The sequence below is a fragment of the Ruegeria sp. HKCCA4633 genome (assembly GCF_013034605.1).
GTDB lineage: Bacteria > Pseudomonadota > Alphaproteobacteria > Rhodobacterales > Rhodobacteraceae > Ruegeria.
This window is the reverse complement of record NZ_WQGJ01000003.1, coordinates 292,674-306,989: the sequence shown is the minus strand read 5'-3', so window position 1 is coordinate 306,989 and position 14,316 is coordinate 292,674. Positions and strand designations below refer to the sequence as shown.

The following is a 14,316-nucleotide window of genomic DNA, read 5'->3' as shown; positions in this document are numbered from 1 at the left end:
GAAGTCAATGAAACCAAGGGTGTGTTGGTATTTCTACCTATTCCGCCGCCTTCTTGGTTGCCTTCTTGGCTGCGGCCTTCTTCTTTGGGGCCGCCTTTTTCTTGGTGCCTTTCTTGGCGGCGCGTTCATTCACCAGTTCGATGGCCATTTCCTGCGTCACGTCTTCTGGCTTGATGTCCTTGGGAATGGTCGCATTGACCTTTTCCCATTTGACATATGGCCCATAGCGACCATCCAGAACTTGCATGGCGCCGCCGTCAGGATGTTCGCCCAACTCCTTCAACGGTTTCGCAGCCGCGCGGCGCCCGCGCCCTGGATTGGCGCGTTTTTCAGCCAGCAACTCGACCGCGCGGTTCATGCCGATTTCGAACACATCGTTGGGGTCTTTGAGATTGGCGTAAACCGGCTTTGCGTCTTCCGGCAGTTGGTGCATCAGGTAGGGGCCAAACCGCCCGAAATTCGAGCTGATCATGCCACCCTCAGAGTGTTCGCCGATCTGACGTGGCAGAGAGAGCAGCGTCAGAGCTTTCTCAAGGTCCATGTCATCTTTGCTCCACCCGCGCGGCAAAGAGGCGCGCGGTGGCTTCTTGTTCTCGGGCGTGGGTTCGCCGCGCTGAACGTAAGGACCGAAACGACCGGACTTCAGCCAGATCTCATCACCCGCATCTTCGCCCAACAAGCGTTCATCCCCTTCGGCACCTTCACCTGCGATGGGACGCGTATAGGTGCATTCGGGGTAGTTGCCGCAACCGACGAAACCGCCCGTGCGCGAGGTTTTCAGGTGCAATTGCCCAGTGCCGCACTTCGGGCATATCCGCGGATCCGATCCATCCTCACGCGGCGGGTACAGCTGCGGCGCGAGCGCTTCGTCCAGCTTGTCCAGTACTTCGGAAATTCGCAGTTCGGACGTCTCGCCAATTGCGGCCGAGAAATCGTGCCAGAACTTGCCCAGCAGGTCCTTATAATCGCGGTCCCCTGCGCTGACGTCGTCCAGTTCTTCTTCCAGATTGGCTGTGAATTCATAACCCACATATTGACGGAAGAAGTTCAGCAGAAAGATCGTGACGATCCGGCCCTTTTCTTCGGGGATCAGTCGGTTTTTGTCTTTGCGCACATATTCCCGATCCTGAATCGTGGTCACGATCGAGGCGTAAGTCGAGGGGCGACCGATGCCAAGTTCTTCCATGCGCTTGACCAGTGTGGCTTCGGTATAGCGGGGCGGAGGCTGCGTGTGGTGCTGCTGCGCCAGAACGGATTCGTTTTCGGACAGGATTGCGGCTTTTTCCTCGGCCTTCGCGAACTGACCTTTCAGTGAGGTTTTGGCAAAACGCGCCGGATCGCCCTGCATGATCTGCGGCAAGCGCTTTTCGTCGTCGTCGGCTACATCGTCGCGACCTTCTTCATAAACACGCATGAACCCGTCAAACATGACTACCTGACCAGTGGCGCGCAAGCCGACCTGACCGTCATCGCTGCCGATCTCTACGGTGGTCCGCTCCAGTCGGGCGGCGGCCATCTGACAAGCTATGGTGCGTTTCCAGATCAGGTCATAAAGCTTGCGCTGATCCTCATCGGTGACTTTCAGGGCCTTGGCATCGCGTGACATATCCGTTGGGCGGATACATTCGTGCGCTTCCTGTGCGTTCTTGGCCTTGTTCTTGTACATGCGCGGGCTGTCCGGCACATATTCGGCGCCATAGCGCTCCGCGATTGTATCGCGGGTGGCGGCCACGGCCTCGGGGGCCATATCGATACCGTCGGTCCGCATGTAGGTAATGTAGCCAGCCTCATATAGCCGCTGCGCCACCTGCATCGCGTGGCGCGCACCCATGCCGAACTTGCGGCTGGCCTCTTGCTGCAAGGTTGATGTCATGAACGGCGCGCTGGGGTTGCGTGCTGCCGGTTTCGCCTCGACCGAGGTGACGCTGAGCGCCCGACTTGTGATAGCCTGAACCGCCAGCTCCGCCTGTGTGGCGTTGGCCAGATCGTGCTTGTCCAGTTTCTTGCCGGCCAGAGTAACCAGCCGCGCCTCATAGGTCTGGCCGCGCGGTGTTTCGAAAAGCGCCTTAACCGACCAGTATTCGACCGGCTTGAACGCTTCGATCTCCATCTCGCGTTCGACGATCAGGCGCAGACAGACGGATTGCACGCGACCGGCGGACTTTGCACCGGGCAGCTTGCGCCAAAGGACGGGAGAAAGGTTGAAGCCCACCAGATAGTCCAGCGCACGGCGGGCCAGATAGGCCTCGACCAGCGGCATGTCGACCTGACGCGGGTTCTGCATCGCCTGGGTGACGGCTTCTTTGGTGATGGCGTTGAACGTTACGCGGCTGACCGGCGTATCTTTCTTGATCGAACGGCGCTTGGTCAGAGCTTCTTGCAAGTGCCAGCTGATCGCCTCGCCCTCACGATCAGGGTCAGTGGCGAGGATCAGTGCGTTATCTTCTTTCAGGGCATCGGCGATGGCTTTGACATGTTTGCGGCTGTCATTGCCAACTTCCCATTTCATGGAAAACTCATGCTCGGGATCGACCGACCCATCCTTTGGTGGAAGGTCCCGAACATGGCCGTAAGAGGCCAAAACTGTGTAGTCGGGGCCGAGATATTTATTGATTGTTTTTGCTTTGGCCGGAGATTCTACAACAACTACAGGCATTTAAGGGGAAACCTCGCTCGACGAATTTGGCGCCTTCTATGGTGGTGCAAAATGTGTGGGGCAAGCGGGAATTGTCAATGCGTTCCTTTTGCAGGTCGAAAAACGCCTTAATTTCAGGTCATTATTCAAGGTGCCGTGTCTCTGGAAGGGCCGACACCATGTTTCATGGAAGTGGTTCGATCAGCCTGCCAGGGACAATAGACCCCCGGGCTGGCGCTGGATTCGTCCATCCAGTTCCAGATCGACCAATGCGGGGCCAAGCTCGCCAGCCGATGCCGCGATGTCTCGCAGCAACTGGTCTTCCGCGATGGGTGAGGGGCCAAGTCGTTCAAGGATTTGAATGTGTAAGTCTTGGGCAGGGTGTGCGACCGGGATAGGTGGCTGCTGGGGGCGGTGTGAAGGCAGGTTGTCCTTGTGGGGCAAGGCTTCAACCACGTCCTCCGCGGACCGGACCAAGATAGCCCCATCCCGAATCAACAGATTGCACCCGGCGGCCCGCGCATCGAAGGGGTGGCCGGGTACGGCCAGAACCTCGCGCCCCTGATCCAAGGCATCGCGTGCCGTGATCAGGCTGCCAGACTTTGCTGCGGCTTCGACCACGACAACAGCTTGCGCAAGGCCAGAGATGATCCTATTTCGGCGGGGAAAGTGCCGAGCCTGCGGTGTCACGCCCATCGGCTGTTCCGACACGCGCAACCCGTTGGAAGCGATGTCATGAGCCAGCTCTGTATTCTCGACTGGATAGACGACATCCACGCCGCCGGCCATGACGGCAATGGTGCCGGATGTAAGGGTCGCTATATGTGCCGCCGTATCAATGCCGCGCGCCAGGCCTGAGACAATCACATAGCCTTTGCTGCCCAAGTCAGTCGCCAAACCCCGGGCCATTCGAGCACCGAGCGAAGAACAATTCCGTGCACCAACCATTGCAACCGCAGGTTTTTGCAAGAGAGACACGTCACCGATTGCCCAAAGCATAGGGGGCGCATCATTCAGATCACTCAGAGCTGCTGGGAAATCGGCGGACCCAAGGCACAAAAGCCGCGCTTTTGCGGCTTTTGCGGCCTTGAGCTCCGCCTCAATCACGCCGGGGGGGCAGATTTCATACCCTTCTATTCCGGCAGCGCGTGCCATTTCCGGCAACGCGGCCAGCGCGTTCTGCGCCGAGCCATGTTCCCGCAGAAGCCGACGAAACGTCGCCGGACCGACCTTGCGAGAACGCAAAAGGCGAAGCCACGAAAACCGGTCCTCTTCCGTGGTGGGTGGGAGTGGGGGGTGATTGGAAGAAAGCTGCTCTTCGGTCATCCGTTGCTCCGCCTTGTTGCAAAACTGGTTTACAGGCGGGCGGGTTAACAGCTTGTAAATCGTGGAAAATTAGATGTGTTTTTGTTCGAACTTGTTCTATCCAACAGAAGCATGCTTATGAAATAAAAGGAAAAATAAAAATCGGCCTTTTTGATGCAAAGGGATTTTCAACTGTTTGGGCGCTTTACGCATGGGCGCAAGGTTAACCATGCGCCCGTGTAACTTGGTCTTTTGCGACTCAGGTTGCCGACCCCCCAACTGTCAGTCCATCCATCAGAACGGTGGGTTGTCCGACGCCCACCGGCACCCATTGCCCGTCCTTGCCGCAGGTGCCCATACCGGGATCCAGCGCCATGTCGTTGCCAAGCCCCCGGATCCGTTTCAAAGCGGATGGCCCATCGCCAATCAGCGTCGCGCCTTTGACCGGGGCGCCGATATTTCCGTTTTCAACGCGATAGGCTTCGGTGCAGGAGAAGACGAACTTGCCATTGGTGATGTCCACCTGACCGCCGCCGAATCCTACGGCCCAGATGCCGTCTTTGATATCTGCGACCAAGGCCGCTGGGTCGGACTCGCCACCCAGCATGATTGTATTGGTCATGCGCGGCATCGGCTTGTGCGCATAGCTTTGCCGCCGCCCGTTGCCTGTGGGCGCAACGCCCATCAGACGCGCGTTCTGACGGTCTTGCATATATCCGGTGAGGATGCCGTCTTCTATCAGCACCGTACGTGAGCTGGGCGTGCCCTCATCGTCTACAGTGATCGAGCCGCGCCGGTCAGCGATCGTGCCATCATCGACCACGGTTACGCCTTTTGAAGCGACCTGTTGCCCCATCAGACCGGCGAAGGCAGAACTTCCTTTGCGGTTGAAATCCCCTTCCAACCCGTGGCCGATGGCCTCGTGGAGCAAAATCCCGGGCCAGCCGGGGCCAAGCGCCACCTCCATCACACCCGCGGGAGCCGGGATCGCGTCCAGATTGACCAGCGCAATGCGCAAGGCTTCGCGGGCCTTGGCCTGCCAGTCTGCCGGATCAATCAATCCGCTCAGGCCCACGCGACCGCCGCCACCCGCCGAACCGCTTTCGCGGCGTCCATTTTGTTCCACGATCACTGAAACATTCACGCGTGTCATCGGGCGAACATCGCGCACCATCACTCCATCAGGTCGCAGTATTTCGACCTCCTGAGTGGCGGCCGAGATCATTGCGCTGACCTGAACAACGCGTGAATCCAGATCGCGGGCAAATGCATCAATCTCGCGCAGGGTTTCGATCTTGACAGGAAACGCGGCAGAATCGATGGGATCTTCGTCGGTATAAAGACGTGTGTTGGTGGATCGAGGTGCTTCGGCAAGGGTTCCGCCGCCATCCCCAACGGCCAGCCGCGCGGTCTCGGCTGCCCGTTTCAGCGCGGGAATGGAAACATCAGTAGAATGTGCATAACCAGCGACTTCCCCTTGAACCGCGCGCAGGCCAAATCCTTCGGAAGCGTCGTAAGATGCGGTGCGCAGCCGACCGTCATCAAACACCAGTGACTCGGATTTTCGACGTTCGACAAACAGTTCTCCGTCCTCGGCCCCAGCGGTCGCCGATTGCAATACAGACAGCGCTTCGTCATGCGCAAGAGCGCTTTCAAAGGGGCGAAATGGGGCGTCGGACATGAGTTGTGACCTTTCGGGTTTGATCCAGATCAAAAATAGCGTCTGTTTGACGCAAGCATTTTGCTTTATCTACCCGACGGAATATGGTTTTTAACGCGGCCAAAGACAACGGGAGAGGTGCGACCGATTCACACCTTTTCGCCAGGGACGCAAAGATCAAACGATCAGGACAGAAAATGAAGAATGCTTTGATGCTTTCAGGGTTTATGACAGCCCTCTCCAGCCTTCCCGCCATGGCTCAGGAGCTAGAGATTATTGGCAAGCCGGTCGACGGCGGTATGGGCTTCCAGCCTGCGGCCACAAGCTTGGCCGATGGAATTCAGCGGCTGGACACAATGATTCTGGTGATCATCACCGTGATCTGTCTGTTTGTTGCGGCCCTGCTGCTTTACTGCATCGTGCGTTACAACCAGCGCGCAAACCCGACACCGGCTCGGTTCTCGCACTATACCCCGGTCGAGATTGCCTGGACCCTCGGTCCGATCCTGATTCTGGTCTTCATTGGTGCGTTCTCGCTGCCGGTTCTGTTCAAGCAACAGGAAATTCCAGAAGGTGACATCACCATCAAAGTCGTCGGCAACCAGTGGTACTGGACTTACGAATATGTTGATCACGATTTTGCCTTCGACAGCTATCTTCTGGGCCACCCGGCAACTCTGGATGAAGGTGCGCGCCCAGCAGATGCGGACGTGACCCCGTTTGTTCTGGATGACGCCATGCGTGCCAAGCTGGCCGATGCCGGGTACAGCGATGACGAATGGCTGTTGGCCACCGACACCGCGGTTGTCGTACCTGTCGGCAAGGTCATCGTGATGCAGGTTACCGCCTCTGACGTGATCCATTCCTGGACCATTCCGTCCTTTGGCGTGAAGCAGGACGGTGTGCCCGGACGTCTGGCCGAACTGTGGTTCGAAGCCGAGAAAGAGGGCGTCTACTTCGGTCAGTGTTCTGAACTTTGCGGCAAAGACCACGCTTATATGCCGATCACTGTCAAAGTGGTCAGCCAGGAAGCCTACGACGAATGGCTGCAGGGCGCGATCGATGAATATGCGGGTCTGCCGCAAAACTATCAGGTTGCCTCGAACTAATCGAAGCGACATGGGCGGGGTAGACCCAGCCTAAGACATGACGCAGGCTGCGCGCGTGATCGCGCAGCTTTCGCCCAAAGGGACCGGAAATGACCGACGCAAGTATCAATGCCAGCACTGCGACCGCTCAGGCGGACGAGGCCAGCTTTGGCGATTACTTCGCCCTGCTGAAGCCTCGCGTGATGTCTCTGGTTGTTTTCACGGCGCTGGTGGGTTTGCTGGCGGCACCTGTTTCCGTGCATCCGTTTGTGGGTTTTTGCGCCATTCTGTTCATTGCCATTGGAGGCGGTGCCTCTGGCGCTTTGAACATGTGGTGGGACGCGGATATCGACCGCGTTATGAAACGCACCAAGGGTCGTCCGATCCCTTCCGGCAAAGTGGAAGAGGGTGAGGCGCTGGCGCTTGGGCTAGCGCTTTCGGGCCTTTCGGTGATCATGCTGGGTCTCGCAACCAACTGGTTTGCAGGCGCGTTTTTGGGCTTCACCATTTTCTTCTACGTTGTCGTTTACACGATGTGGCTGAAGCGTTCGACGCCGCAGAACATCGTGATCGGTGGCGCCGCAGGCGCTTTCCCGCCCGTCATTGGTTGGGTTGCGGCAACCGGATCGATGTCAGTTGAACCTTGGCTGATGTTCGCCCTGACCTTCATGTGGACGCCACCGCATTTCTGGGCGCTGGCTCTGTTCATGCGCTCAGATTACGACGACGCGGGTGTCCCGATGCTGACCGTGACGCATGGTCGCCGTGCGACGCGGGTGCATATTCTGGTTTACACGGCTCTGCTGGCCATTTTGGCATTGGGAACCGCATTCTCTGGTATCGGTGGCCCAGTTTACCTGACCGTTGCTTTGGTGTTGAACGCGCTGTTCCTACACGGAGCATGGCGGATTTCACGCCGGACCGAGGAGGACTCGGAAGCCGACAATTTCAAGGTCGAGCGCAGCTTTTTCAAGCTTTCGCTGCTCTACCTCTTCCTGCATTTCGGCGCCATTCTGGTTGAGGCGTTGCTGAAACCCTATGGGTTGGGAGGCTGGTCATGAGCCTTCGAAAGAACCACGAGCTGCACCAACGGCGATTCAGCCGCAATCTGGGGGTTGGCCTGACACTGGCCGCCTTTATCGTGATCATTTTTGGGCTGACGGTCGTAAAGGTGTCGGGCACGGATTTCGGTATGGCAACACAGGAGGTTCAGAACTGATGGCATTGACTGGTCCCCAGAAAACGGTTGTTCAGACTGTGGGTGTGGTTGTTCTGATGGGCAGCTTGGCCTGGGCGGCTGTGCCATTTTATGATTGGTTCTGTCGGGTGACGGGGTTTGGCGGCACCACGGGTGTAGCCGAAGCAGCGCCCGAAGACATTCTGGACCGCACCATCACCGTTCGGTTCGACGCGTCCAAGGCCAAAGGCATGGCGTGGGAGTTCAAGCCGATTGAACGCGAGATGGAAGTGCGCATCGGCGAGACCGGTCTGGCATTCTACGAAGCATATAACCCAACCGACCGGCCCATCGCGGGGCAGGCCTCGTACAACGTTGCCCCATATTCGGCCGGTGGGTATTTTCAGAAAATCGCCTGTTTCTGCTTTGAAGAGCAGGTGCTGCAACCCGGCGAACGGGTTGAAATGCCAGTAACTTTCTTCGTCGACCCGGAACTGGTCGAGGATCTTGAAGCAAAGTATGTTCATACGATCACTCTGTCGTATACATTCTACGAAATCGACCTGCCCGAGGGCTATGCCGCCCTTGAAACGCAGGCAGAAACAAACACGAACTAACGCCTGTAGGTGAGGGACGCTGATGGCACACGCTAAAAACCACGATTATCACATTCTGGCCCCGTCGATCTGGCCTCTGATCGGAGCCGTCGGTGGCTTTGTGATGCTGCTCGGAGCCGTCCTTTGGATGCATGGCATTACGCCGTGGATGTTCTGGGCTGGCTTGGTCGCGGTGCTGTACACCATGTTCGCCTGGTGGTCTGAAGTGGTTGTTGAAAGCCGTCAGGGCGATCACACACCTGTCGTCCGCATCGGCCTGCGCTATGGTTTCATCCTGTTTGTGATGTCCGAGGTGATGTTCTTCTTCGCCTGGTTCTGGTCGTTCTTCAAGCATCGCATGTACCCGATGTATGACTATGCGGGCACCGAATACATTCAGCCAGACATCCACGCGGTTGACCCTTTCCACCTGCCGCTAATCAACACTCTGGTCCTGCTGCTGTCGGGCTGCGCGATCACATGGGCCCACCATGCGCTGGTGCATGACAATGACCGCAAGGCGCTTATAAACGGTCTGGCCATCGGTATCGTTCTGGGCGTGCTGTTCACCTTCCTGCAGGGTTATGAATATTACGAGCTGCTGGCCCATGAAGGCTGGGAGTTCGGTGGTGATCAGTTCTATTCGAACTTCTTCATGGCAACCGGTTTCCACGGCGCGCACGTGATCATCGGCACCATCTTCCTGACTGTCTGTCTGATACGGGCGCTTAAGGGTGACTTTACACCCGAGAAGCACGTCGGGTTTGAAGCCGCGGCCTGGTACTGGCACTTCGTTGACGTAGTCTGGCTGTTCCTGTTCTTTGCCGTCTACATCTGGGGCCAAGCTCCGCTGATGTAAAACCGGTCAAATGAGCCGATTGCGAAAGCCGCCCCTGGGGGCGGCTTTTTGCTTTTCCCGGTGCAAGATTGCACCCAATACAATTGTGTGGTTGCGTTTTCGACCGCTCCGCCCTTAACAAGACGCCGGTTCCTGCAACGAGGTTTGATCCTGCCATGCGCCGCATTCTGTTTCTGCTGATCTTCGGCCTTGCCGGTTTGGGTGTGCTGCTGTCGCTGGGCATTTGGCAGGTGCAGCGTCTGTCATGGAAACAAGAGGTGTTGGCCGAGATTGAAAGCCGTATCTCGGCGGATCCTGTGGACTTACCAGCGCAGGTGTCAGAAGACGCTGACAAATACCTGCCAGTCACCATTTCGGGCGATATGGAGCCCGGGGAAATCCACGTTCTGGTTTCCGTAAAGCAGGTTGGCGCAGGGTACCGCATCATTCAGTCTTTCACCGCCGGGGACCGCACAATATTGGTGGATCGGGGCTTTGTTCCAACAACTGCCAAAGACGCAAAGCGATTGACTGGCCCGATGAAGATCACCGGTAATTTGCACTGGCCGGACGAGATCGACAGCTATACGCCCGAAGCCGATATTGACGCCAATATCTGGTTTGCTCGCGACGTGCCGAACTTGGCCGCAGCTTTGGGTGCCGAACCTGTGCTTCTGATCGCCCGGTCGGAAACGGACCCAAACATTACGCCTTTGCCGGTAGATACGGCGGGCATTCCCAACGATCACCTACAATATGCAATCACCTGGTTTGGTCTGGCTCTGGTCTGGGCCGCAATGACCGGGTACTTCCTATGGCGCAGCCGTGCCAATTCTGAGAGTGACACGATATGAAATACATCTCGACCCGTGGGCAGGCGCCCGAACTGACTTTTGAAGAGGCGATGCTGACGGGTTTGGCCCGCGACGGTGGCTTGTACTTGCCCGCCGAGATCCCGGTGATGTCGCAAGACGAGATCGCGGCGCTGGCGGGCTTGCCCTATGAAGAGATCGCTTTTCGCGTGATGTGGCCCTATGTCAGCGGCTCCTTTACCGAGGAAGAGTTCAAGGCGATCATCGCCCGCGCTTATGAGGGTTTCGGCCACGACGCCCGCGCGCCTCTGAAGCAACTCAACGAAAACCATTTTCTGCTAGAGCTGTTCCACGGCCCGACACTGGCCTTCAAGGATTTTGCCATGCAGTTGATTGGCCAACTTTTCCAGGTGGCTCTGAAACGCCGTGGCGACCGTGTAACCATCGTGGGTGCGACCAGCGGTGATACGGGTTCTGCCGCTATCGAAGCTTTCCGGGGGCTGGATGCGGTAGACGTGTTTATCCTGTTTCCGCATGGCCGTGTATCCGAGGTGCAGCGCCGTCAGATGACAACGCCTGCGGACAGCAATGTTCACGCTCTGGCCGTCGACGGAGACTTCGACGATTGCCAGGCCGCGCTGAAGGATATGTTCAACGATTTTGATTTCCGCGATGGGGTGAAACTGGCGGGTGTGAACTCGATCAACTTTGCCCGCGTTCTGGCGCAGATTGTCTATTATTTCTCTGCCGCCGTCAGTCTCGGCGCGCCGCATCGCAAGGTCAGCTTCACCGTGCCGACCGGGAACTTTGGAGATATTTTCGCGGGTTATCTGGCCAAACGTATGGGCCTGCCCATCGACCGTTTGGTGGTGGCAACCAACCAGAATGACATTCTGCATCGTTGTCTGTCGGGCGAGGGATATTTCAAGGGCGAAACCATCCCCTCGATCAGCCCGTCGATGGATATTCAGGTCAGCTCGAACTTTGAGCGGGCTCTGTATTACGCCTATGGCGAGGACGGTAGCGCTGTGGCGCAGCTGATGGATGAGCTCAAGAATGGTGGCTTCAACGTCAGCCAGGGCGCGATGGAGGCACTGCGCGAGAGTTTCGATTCGGGTCGCATGTCCGAAGACGAGACGCTGGAAACGATCAAGCATACGCTGGCGCATAGTGCGGAGCTGGTTTGCCCCCACACCGCTATTGGGGTCAAGGTTGGGGAAGACCACCGCGCCGCCGATACACCTATGATCACTTTGGCAACGGCGCATCCCGCCAAGTTCCCGGCGGCGGTCGAGAAGGCAAGCGGCGAACATCCGCCTCTTCCATCCCGCATGTCTGATCTGTATGAACGTTCGGAACGGGTGACCCGCATTGCAAACGAACTGGGTACCCTTGAGGATCATATCAGAAGGCATATCGCTGAGTGACAGTCAGACAAGACCAACTGAAGAACGGCTTTCGTATCGTCAGTGAACATATGCCGGGGCTGCAATCAGCGGCCATCGGCATCTGGGTGACCGCCGGTGGGCGGCATGAGCGGATCGAACAAAACGGCATCGCGCATTTCCTTGAACATATGGCGTTCAAGGGAACCGAGCGTCGTTCTGCGCTGCAAATCGCTGAAGCGATCGAGGATGTGGGCGGCTATATCAACGCCTATACTTCGCGCGAGGTGACGGCCTACTACGCGCGTGTTCTCAAAGACGACGTCGCGCTGGCCATGGATGTGATCGGCGACATCGTTCTGAACCCGGTTTTCGATCCGCGTGAGATCGAGGTCGAGCGTGGGGTGATCCTGCAAGAAATCGGTCAGGCCTATGACACGCCGGACGACGTGATCTTTGACTGGCTGCAAGAGCAGAGCTATCACGACCAACCCCTGGGCCGCACTATTCTGGGGCCAACTGAAAAGGTCAGTGCGTTTTCACGCGAGGATCTGTCGGGCTTTGTAGCCGAGCATTATGGCCCCGAGCAGATGATCCTGTCGGCTGCCGGTGCCGTGGATCACGATGCGCTGATGAAAATGGCCGAAGAGATGTTTGGCCATCTGCAACCGCGCAAGGGCCTGATCCCGGACGCTGCACGGTTCACCGGGGGTGAGGCACGGCAAGAGAAAGAGTTGGAGCAGGCGCACTTTGCCCTGGCGCTGGAAAGCCCCGGGTACCGCGACGATGCGATTTATACGGCGCAGATTTATTCGACGGCTTTGGGCGGCGGCATGTCCTCGCGTTTGTTCCAGGAGGTGAGAGAAACGCGCGGGCTGTGCTACACAATCTTTGCTCAGACCGGTGCTTACGCTGATACTGGTACAACCACGATTTATGCGGGAACCTCGGCGGATCAGGTTGGTGAGTTGGCGACAATCACCATTGATGAGATGAAGCGCGCGGCCGAGGACATGAGCGCGGAAGAGGTTGCCCGCGCCCGTGCTCAGATGAAGGCCGGGATGCTGATGGGATTGGAAAGCCCTTCAAACCGGGCCGAACGTCTGGCGCGGCTGGTGCAGATCTGGGGCAGGGTGCCTTCGCTAGAGGATGCCGTTGCCAAGATTGATGCGGTCGGCACCGAAGATGTGAAAGCATTTGCAGAAACCATGGCTGTACAGGCTCCGGCAGCTCTGGCGCTTTATGGGCCTGTGGCTGGCGCGCCGAGCTTGACCGAACTGCAGGAGAGGCGGGCGGCGTGATGCTGTTGGGCAGACGCAAGCTGAAACTCGAAACCGCGCGGCTCAGCATGCGCCCGCCTGTACATTCCGATTTCAATACCTGGTGCGCATTGCGGCGGGCTTCAAAGGATTACCTGACACCGTGGGAGCCGGTCTGGGCAGCGGATCACCTGAGCCGCAAGTCTTTTACCAATCGGGTCTATTGGGCGCAGCGCTCGGTCGCCAGTGGGACTGCGATACCTCTGTTCCTTTTTCGTCGCGAAGACGACGCGCTGGTTGGGGCCATCACGCTGGACAACATTCGGCGTGGTCCCGCGCAGGCCGGAACCTTAGGATACTGGACCGGTCAAGCTTTTGCCCGCCAAGGTTACATGCGCGAGGCAATTGGTGCCATGGTCCATCACGCCTTTACTCGGCTGGACCTGAGCCGGATCGAAGCCGCTTGTTTGCCTGAAAACCGGGCATCGCGCGGGTTGCTGGAAAGCTCTGGCTTCAAATACGAAGGTGTGGCGCAGTCCTATCTGCAGATCAACGGACGATGGCGAACGCATGTTTTGTATGCAAGCCTGCGGTCCGACAGGCGCGGAAAGACCGACGCGGGTTAGGGGGCTCTGCCCCCGTCGCGGCAGGCCGCGCCTCCCCCGAGGTATTTGGCGCCAGATGAACAAGGGGCATGACTTGGGCGTGTTCTGCGCTAAAGTTAAGTTATGCGCTGGTTGGTTGCGGCATTGATGGTGATTTCTGGTGGAGCTGCAGCGCAAGAGCGGCGGCCAAGCCATTGCATCGCCATTGCTGATGCCGCGCCGGGGATTGAGTACCTTCACAAAGCTGCGTGGCAAGATCCGGTGCCGGAATTTTCTGTGCGGATCAGCTATATCGCGCACGCGTCGTTTCTGATCCAGACGCGGGGCGGGTTGAATGCAGTCACCGATTTCACCGGTTTTATCGGCAGTGCGGATTTGATCCCTGATGTGGTGACGATGAACCATGCCCACAGCACGCATTGGACGGCCCATCCCGATCCGGCGATCCCACATGTTCTGCCGGGATGGGGTGAGTTTGGTCAGGGCATTGAGCATCATCTTGATCTGGGTGAGATGCTGGTGCGGAATGTCTCGACCGATATTCGTTCGGCTTATGGCGGTGTCGAAGAACGGGGCAATTCGATCTTCGTGTTCGAGGTTGAAGGGCTATGTATCGGTCATCTGGGGCATTTGCATCATGTGCCGTCAGACGAGCAGTTCGCCGCGTTGGGGCGGCTGGATGTTGTAATGGCTGCGGTTGATGGCGGGACGACAATGCCCTTGCCAGACATGATCTCGGTTCTGAAGCGACTGAAAAGTTCTGTCATCATTCCGATGCACTGGTTTTCTGGATTCTCGCTTGACCGGTTCCTTGTTGATATTCGGGATACTTTTCCGGTTGAACGCAACGGTGTTTCGGAAATCACTGTCTCGCTTCGCGATCTTCCCGACCGACCTACGGTGATTGTTCTGGAGCCGCAATATCTGATTGATTTGGAATAGGGCTTGCCGCAGCC

13 protein-coding genes are annotated in these 14,316 nt (G+C 57.7%); 10 read left to right on the top strand and 3 right to left on the bottom strand.

Translation table 11 applies throughout. The features are described 5' to 3' along the window. Positions 1-37: 37 nt before the first annotated feature. The 3 genes from topA to tldD all read right to left on the bottom strand — a co-directional run bounded on the left by topA (position 38) and on the right by tldD (position 5,621). Complete coding sequence (gene topA / locus GOV85_RS10850; RefSeq protein WP_171177896.1) at positions 38-2,656, bottom strand: type I DNA topoisomerase; 2,619 nt, start codon at positions 2,654-2,656, stop codon at positions 38-40. 180 nt (positions 2,657-2,836) lie between these two features. Continuing rightward, positions 2,837-3,961 carry a DNA-processing protein DprA gene (gene dprA / locus GOV85_RS10845; RefSeq protein WP_171177894.1) on the bottom strand — a complete coding sequence of 375 codons (1,125 nt, stop codon included), beginning with the start codon at positions 3,959-3,961 and terminating at the stop codon, positions 2,837-2,839. A 238-nt stretch (positions 3,962-4,199) separates the two neighbouring features. After that, positions 4,200-5,621: a metalloprotease TldD gene (tldD, locus tag GOV85_RS10840; RefSeq protein WP_171177892.1), complete on the bottom strand. Its 1,422-nt coding sequence runs from the start codon at positions 5,619-5,621 to the stop codon at positions 4,200-4,202. Positions 5,622-5,797: 176 nt separating this feature from the next. Here tldD and coxB point away from each other — a divergent pair, with 176 nt between their 5' ends. From coxB to GOV85_RS10790, 10 genes are all read left to right on the top strand, one after another. Further along, positions 5,798-6,709: a cytochrome c oxidase subunit II gene (gene coxB, locus GOV85_RS10835; protein WP_171177890.1), complete on the top strand. Its 912-nt coding sequence runs from the start codon at positions 5,798-5,800 to the stop codon at positions 6,707-6,709. 89 nt (positions 6,710-6,798) lie between these two features. Further along, positions 6,799-7,749: a heme o synthase gene (cyoE, locus tag GOV85_RS10830; RefSeq protein WP_171177888.1), complete on the top strand. Its 951-nt coding sequence runs from the start codon at positions 6,799-6,801 to the stop codon at positions 7,747-7,749. Next, positions 7,746-7,907: a hypothetical protein gene (locus tag GOV85_RS10825; protein WP_171177886.1), complete on the top strand. Its 162-nt coding sequence runs from the start codon at positions 7,746-7,748 to the stop codon at positions 7,905-7,907. Before cyoE ends, GOV85_RS10825 begins: the two co-directional genes overlap by 4 nt. Next, positions 7,907-8,482 (top strand): cytochrome c oxidase assembly protein, encoded by a 576-nt coding sequence (locus GOV85_RS10820; RefSeq protein WP_171177884.1) that lies wholly within the window; start codon positions 7,907-7,909, stop codon positions 8,480-8,482. Before GOV85_RS10825 ends, GOV85_RS10820 begins: the two co-directional genes overlap by 1 nt. 22 nt (positions 8,483-8,504) lie before the next feature. Beyond that, positions 8,505-9,320, top strand: coding sequence for a cytochrome c oxidase subunit 3 (locus GOV85_RS10815; RefSeq protein ID WP_171177882.1), 816 nt, complete (start codon positions 8,505-8,507; stop codon positions 9,318-9,320). 155 nt (positions 9,321-9,475) lie between these two features. Next, positions 9,476-10,153, top strand: coding sequence for an SURF1 family protein (locus GOV85_RS10810; RefSeq protein ID WP_171177880.1), 678 nt, complete (start codon positions 9,476-9,478; stop codon positions 10,151-10,153). Beyond that, positions 10,150-11,538: a threonine synthase gene (thrC, locus tag GOV85_RS10805; RefSeq protein ID WP_171177878.1), complete on the top strand. Its 1,389-nt coding sequence runs from the start codon at positions 10,150-10,152 to the stop codon at positions 11,536-11,538. Before GOV85_RS10810 ends, thrC begins: the two co-directional genes overlap by 4 nt. Next, positions 11,535-12,797 carry a pitrilysin family protein gene (locus GOV85_RS10800; RefSeq protein WP_171177876.1) on the top strand — a complete coding sequence of 421 codons (1,263 nt, stop codon included), beginning with the start codon at positions 11,535-11,537 and terminating at the stop codon, positions 12,795-12,797. Before thrC ends, GOV85_RS10800 begins: the two co-directional genes overlap by 4 nt. Beyond that, positions 12,797-13,381 (top strand): GNAT family N-acetyltransferase, encoded by a 585-nt coding sequence (locus GOV85_RS10795; RefSeq protein ID WP_171177874.1) that lies wholly within the window; start codon positions 12,797-12,799, stop codon positions 13,379-13,381. The genes GOV85_RS10800 and GOV85_RS10795 overlap by 1 nt, the downstream gene beginning before the upstream one ends. A 102-nt stretch (positions 13,382-13,483) precedes the next feature. Next, positions 13,484-14,302, top strand: coding sequence for an MBL fold metallo-hydrolase (locus GOV85_RS10790; RefSeq protein ID WP_171177871.1), 819 nt, complete (start codon positions 13,484-13,486; stop codon positions 14,300-14,302). Positions 14,303-14,316 lie beyond the last annotated feature (14 nt).

Coding starts and splice junctions, on each gene's coding strand:
- topA (WP_171177896.1), bottom strand. CDS start 2,656: ATGCCTGTAGTTGTTGTAGAATCTCCGGCCAAAGCAAAAACAATCAAT.
- dprA (WP_171177894.1), bottom strand. CDS start 3,961: ATGACCGAAGAGCAGCTTTCTTCCAATCACCCCCCACTCCCACCCACC.
- tldD (WP_171177892.1), bottom strand. CDS start 5,621: ATGTCCGACGCCCCATTTCGCCCCTTTGAAAGCGCTCTTGCGCATGAC.
- coxB (WP_171177890.1), top strand. CDS start 5,798: ATGAAGAATGCTTTGATGCTTTCAGGGTTTATGACAGCCCTCTCCAGC.
- cyoE (WP_171177888.1), top strand. CDS start 6,799: ATGACCGACGCAAGTATCAATGCCAGCACTGCGACCGCTCAGGCGGAC.
- GOV85_RS10825 (WP_171177886.1), top strand. CDS start 7,746: ATGAGCCTTCGAAAGAACCACGAGCTGCACCAACGGCGATTCAGCCGC.
- GOV85_RS10820 (WP_171177884.1), top strand. CDS start 7,907: ATGGCATTGACTGGTCCCCAGAAAACGGTTGTTCAGACTGTGGGTGTG.
- GOV85_RS10815 (WP_171177882.1), top strand. CDS start 8,505: ATGGCACACGCTAAAAACCACGATTATCACATTCTGGCCCCGTCGATC.
- GOV85_RS10810 (WP_171177880.1), top strand. CDS start 9,476: ATGCGCCGCATTCTGTTTCTGCTGATCTTCGGCCTTGCCGGTTTGGGT.
- thrC (WP_171177878.1), top strand. CDS start 10,150: ATGAAATACATCTCGACCCGTGGGCAGGCGCCCGAACTGACTTTTGAA.
- GOV85_RS10795 (WP_171177874.1), top strand. CDS start 12,797: ATGCTGTTGGGCAGACGCAAGCTGAAACTCGAAACCGCGCGGCTCAGC.
- GOV85_RS10790 (WP_171177871.1), top strand. CDS start 13,484: ATGCGCTGGTTGGTTGCGGCATTGATGGTGATTTCTGGTGGAGCTGCA.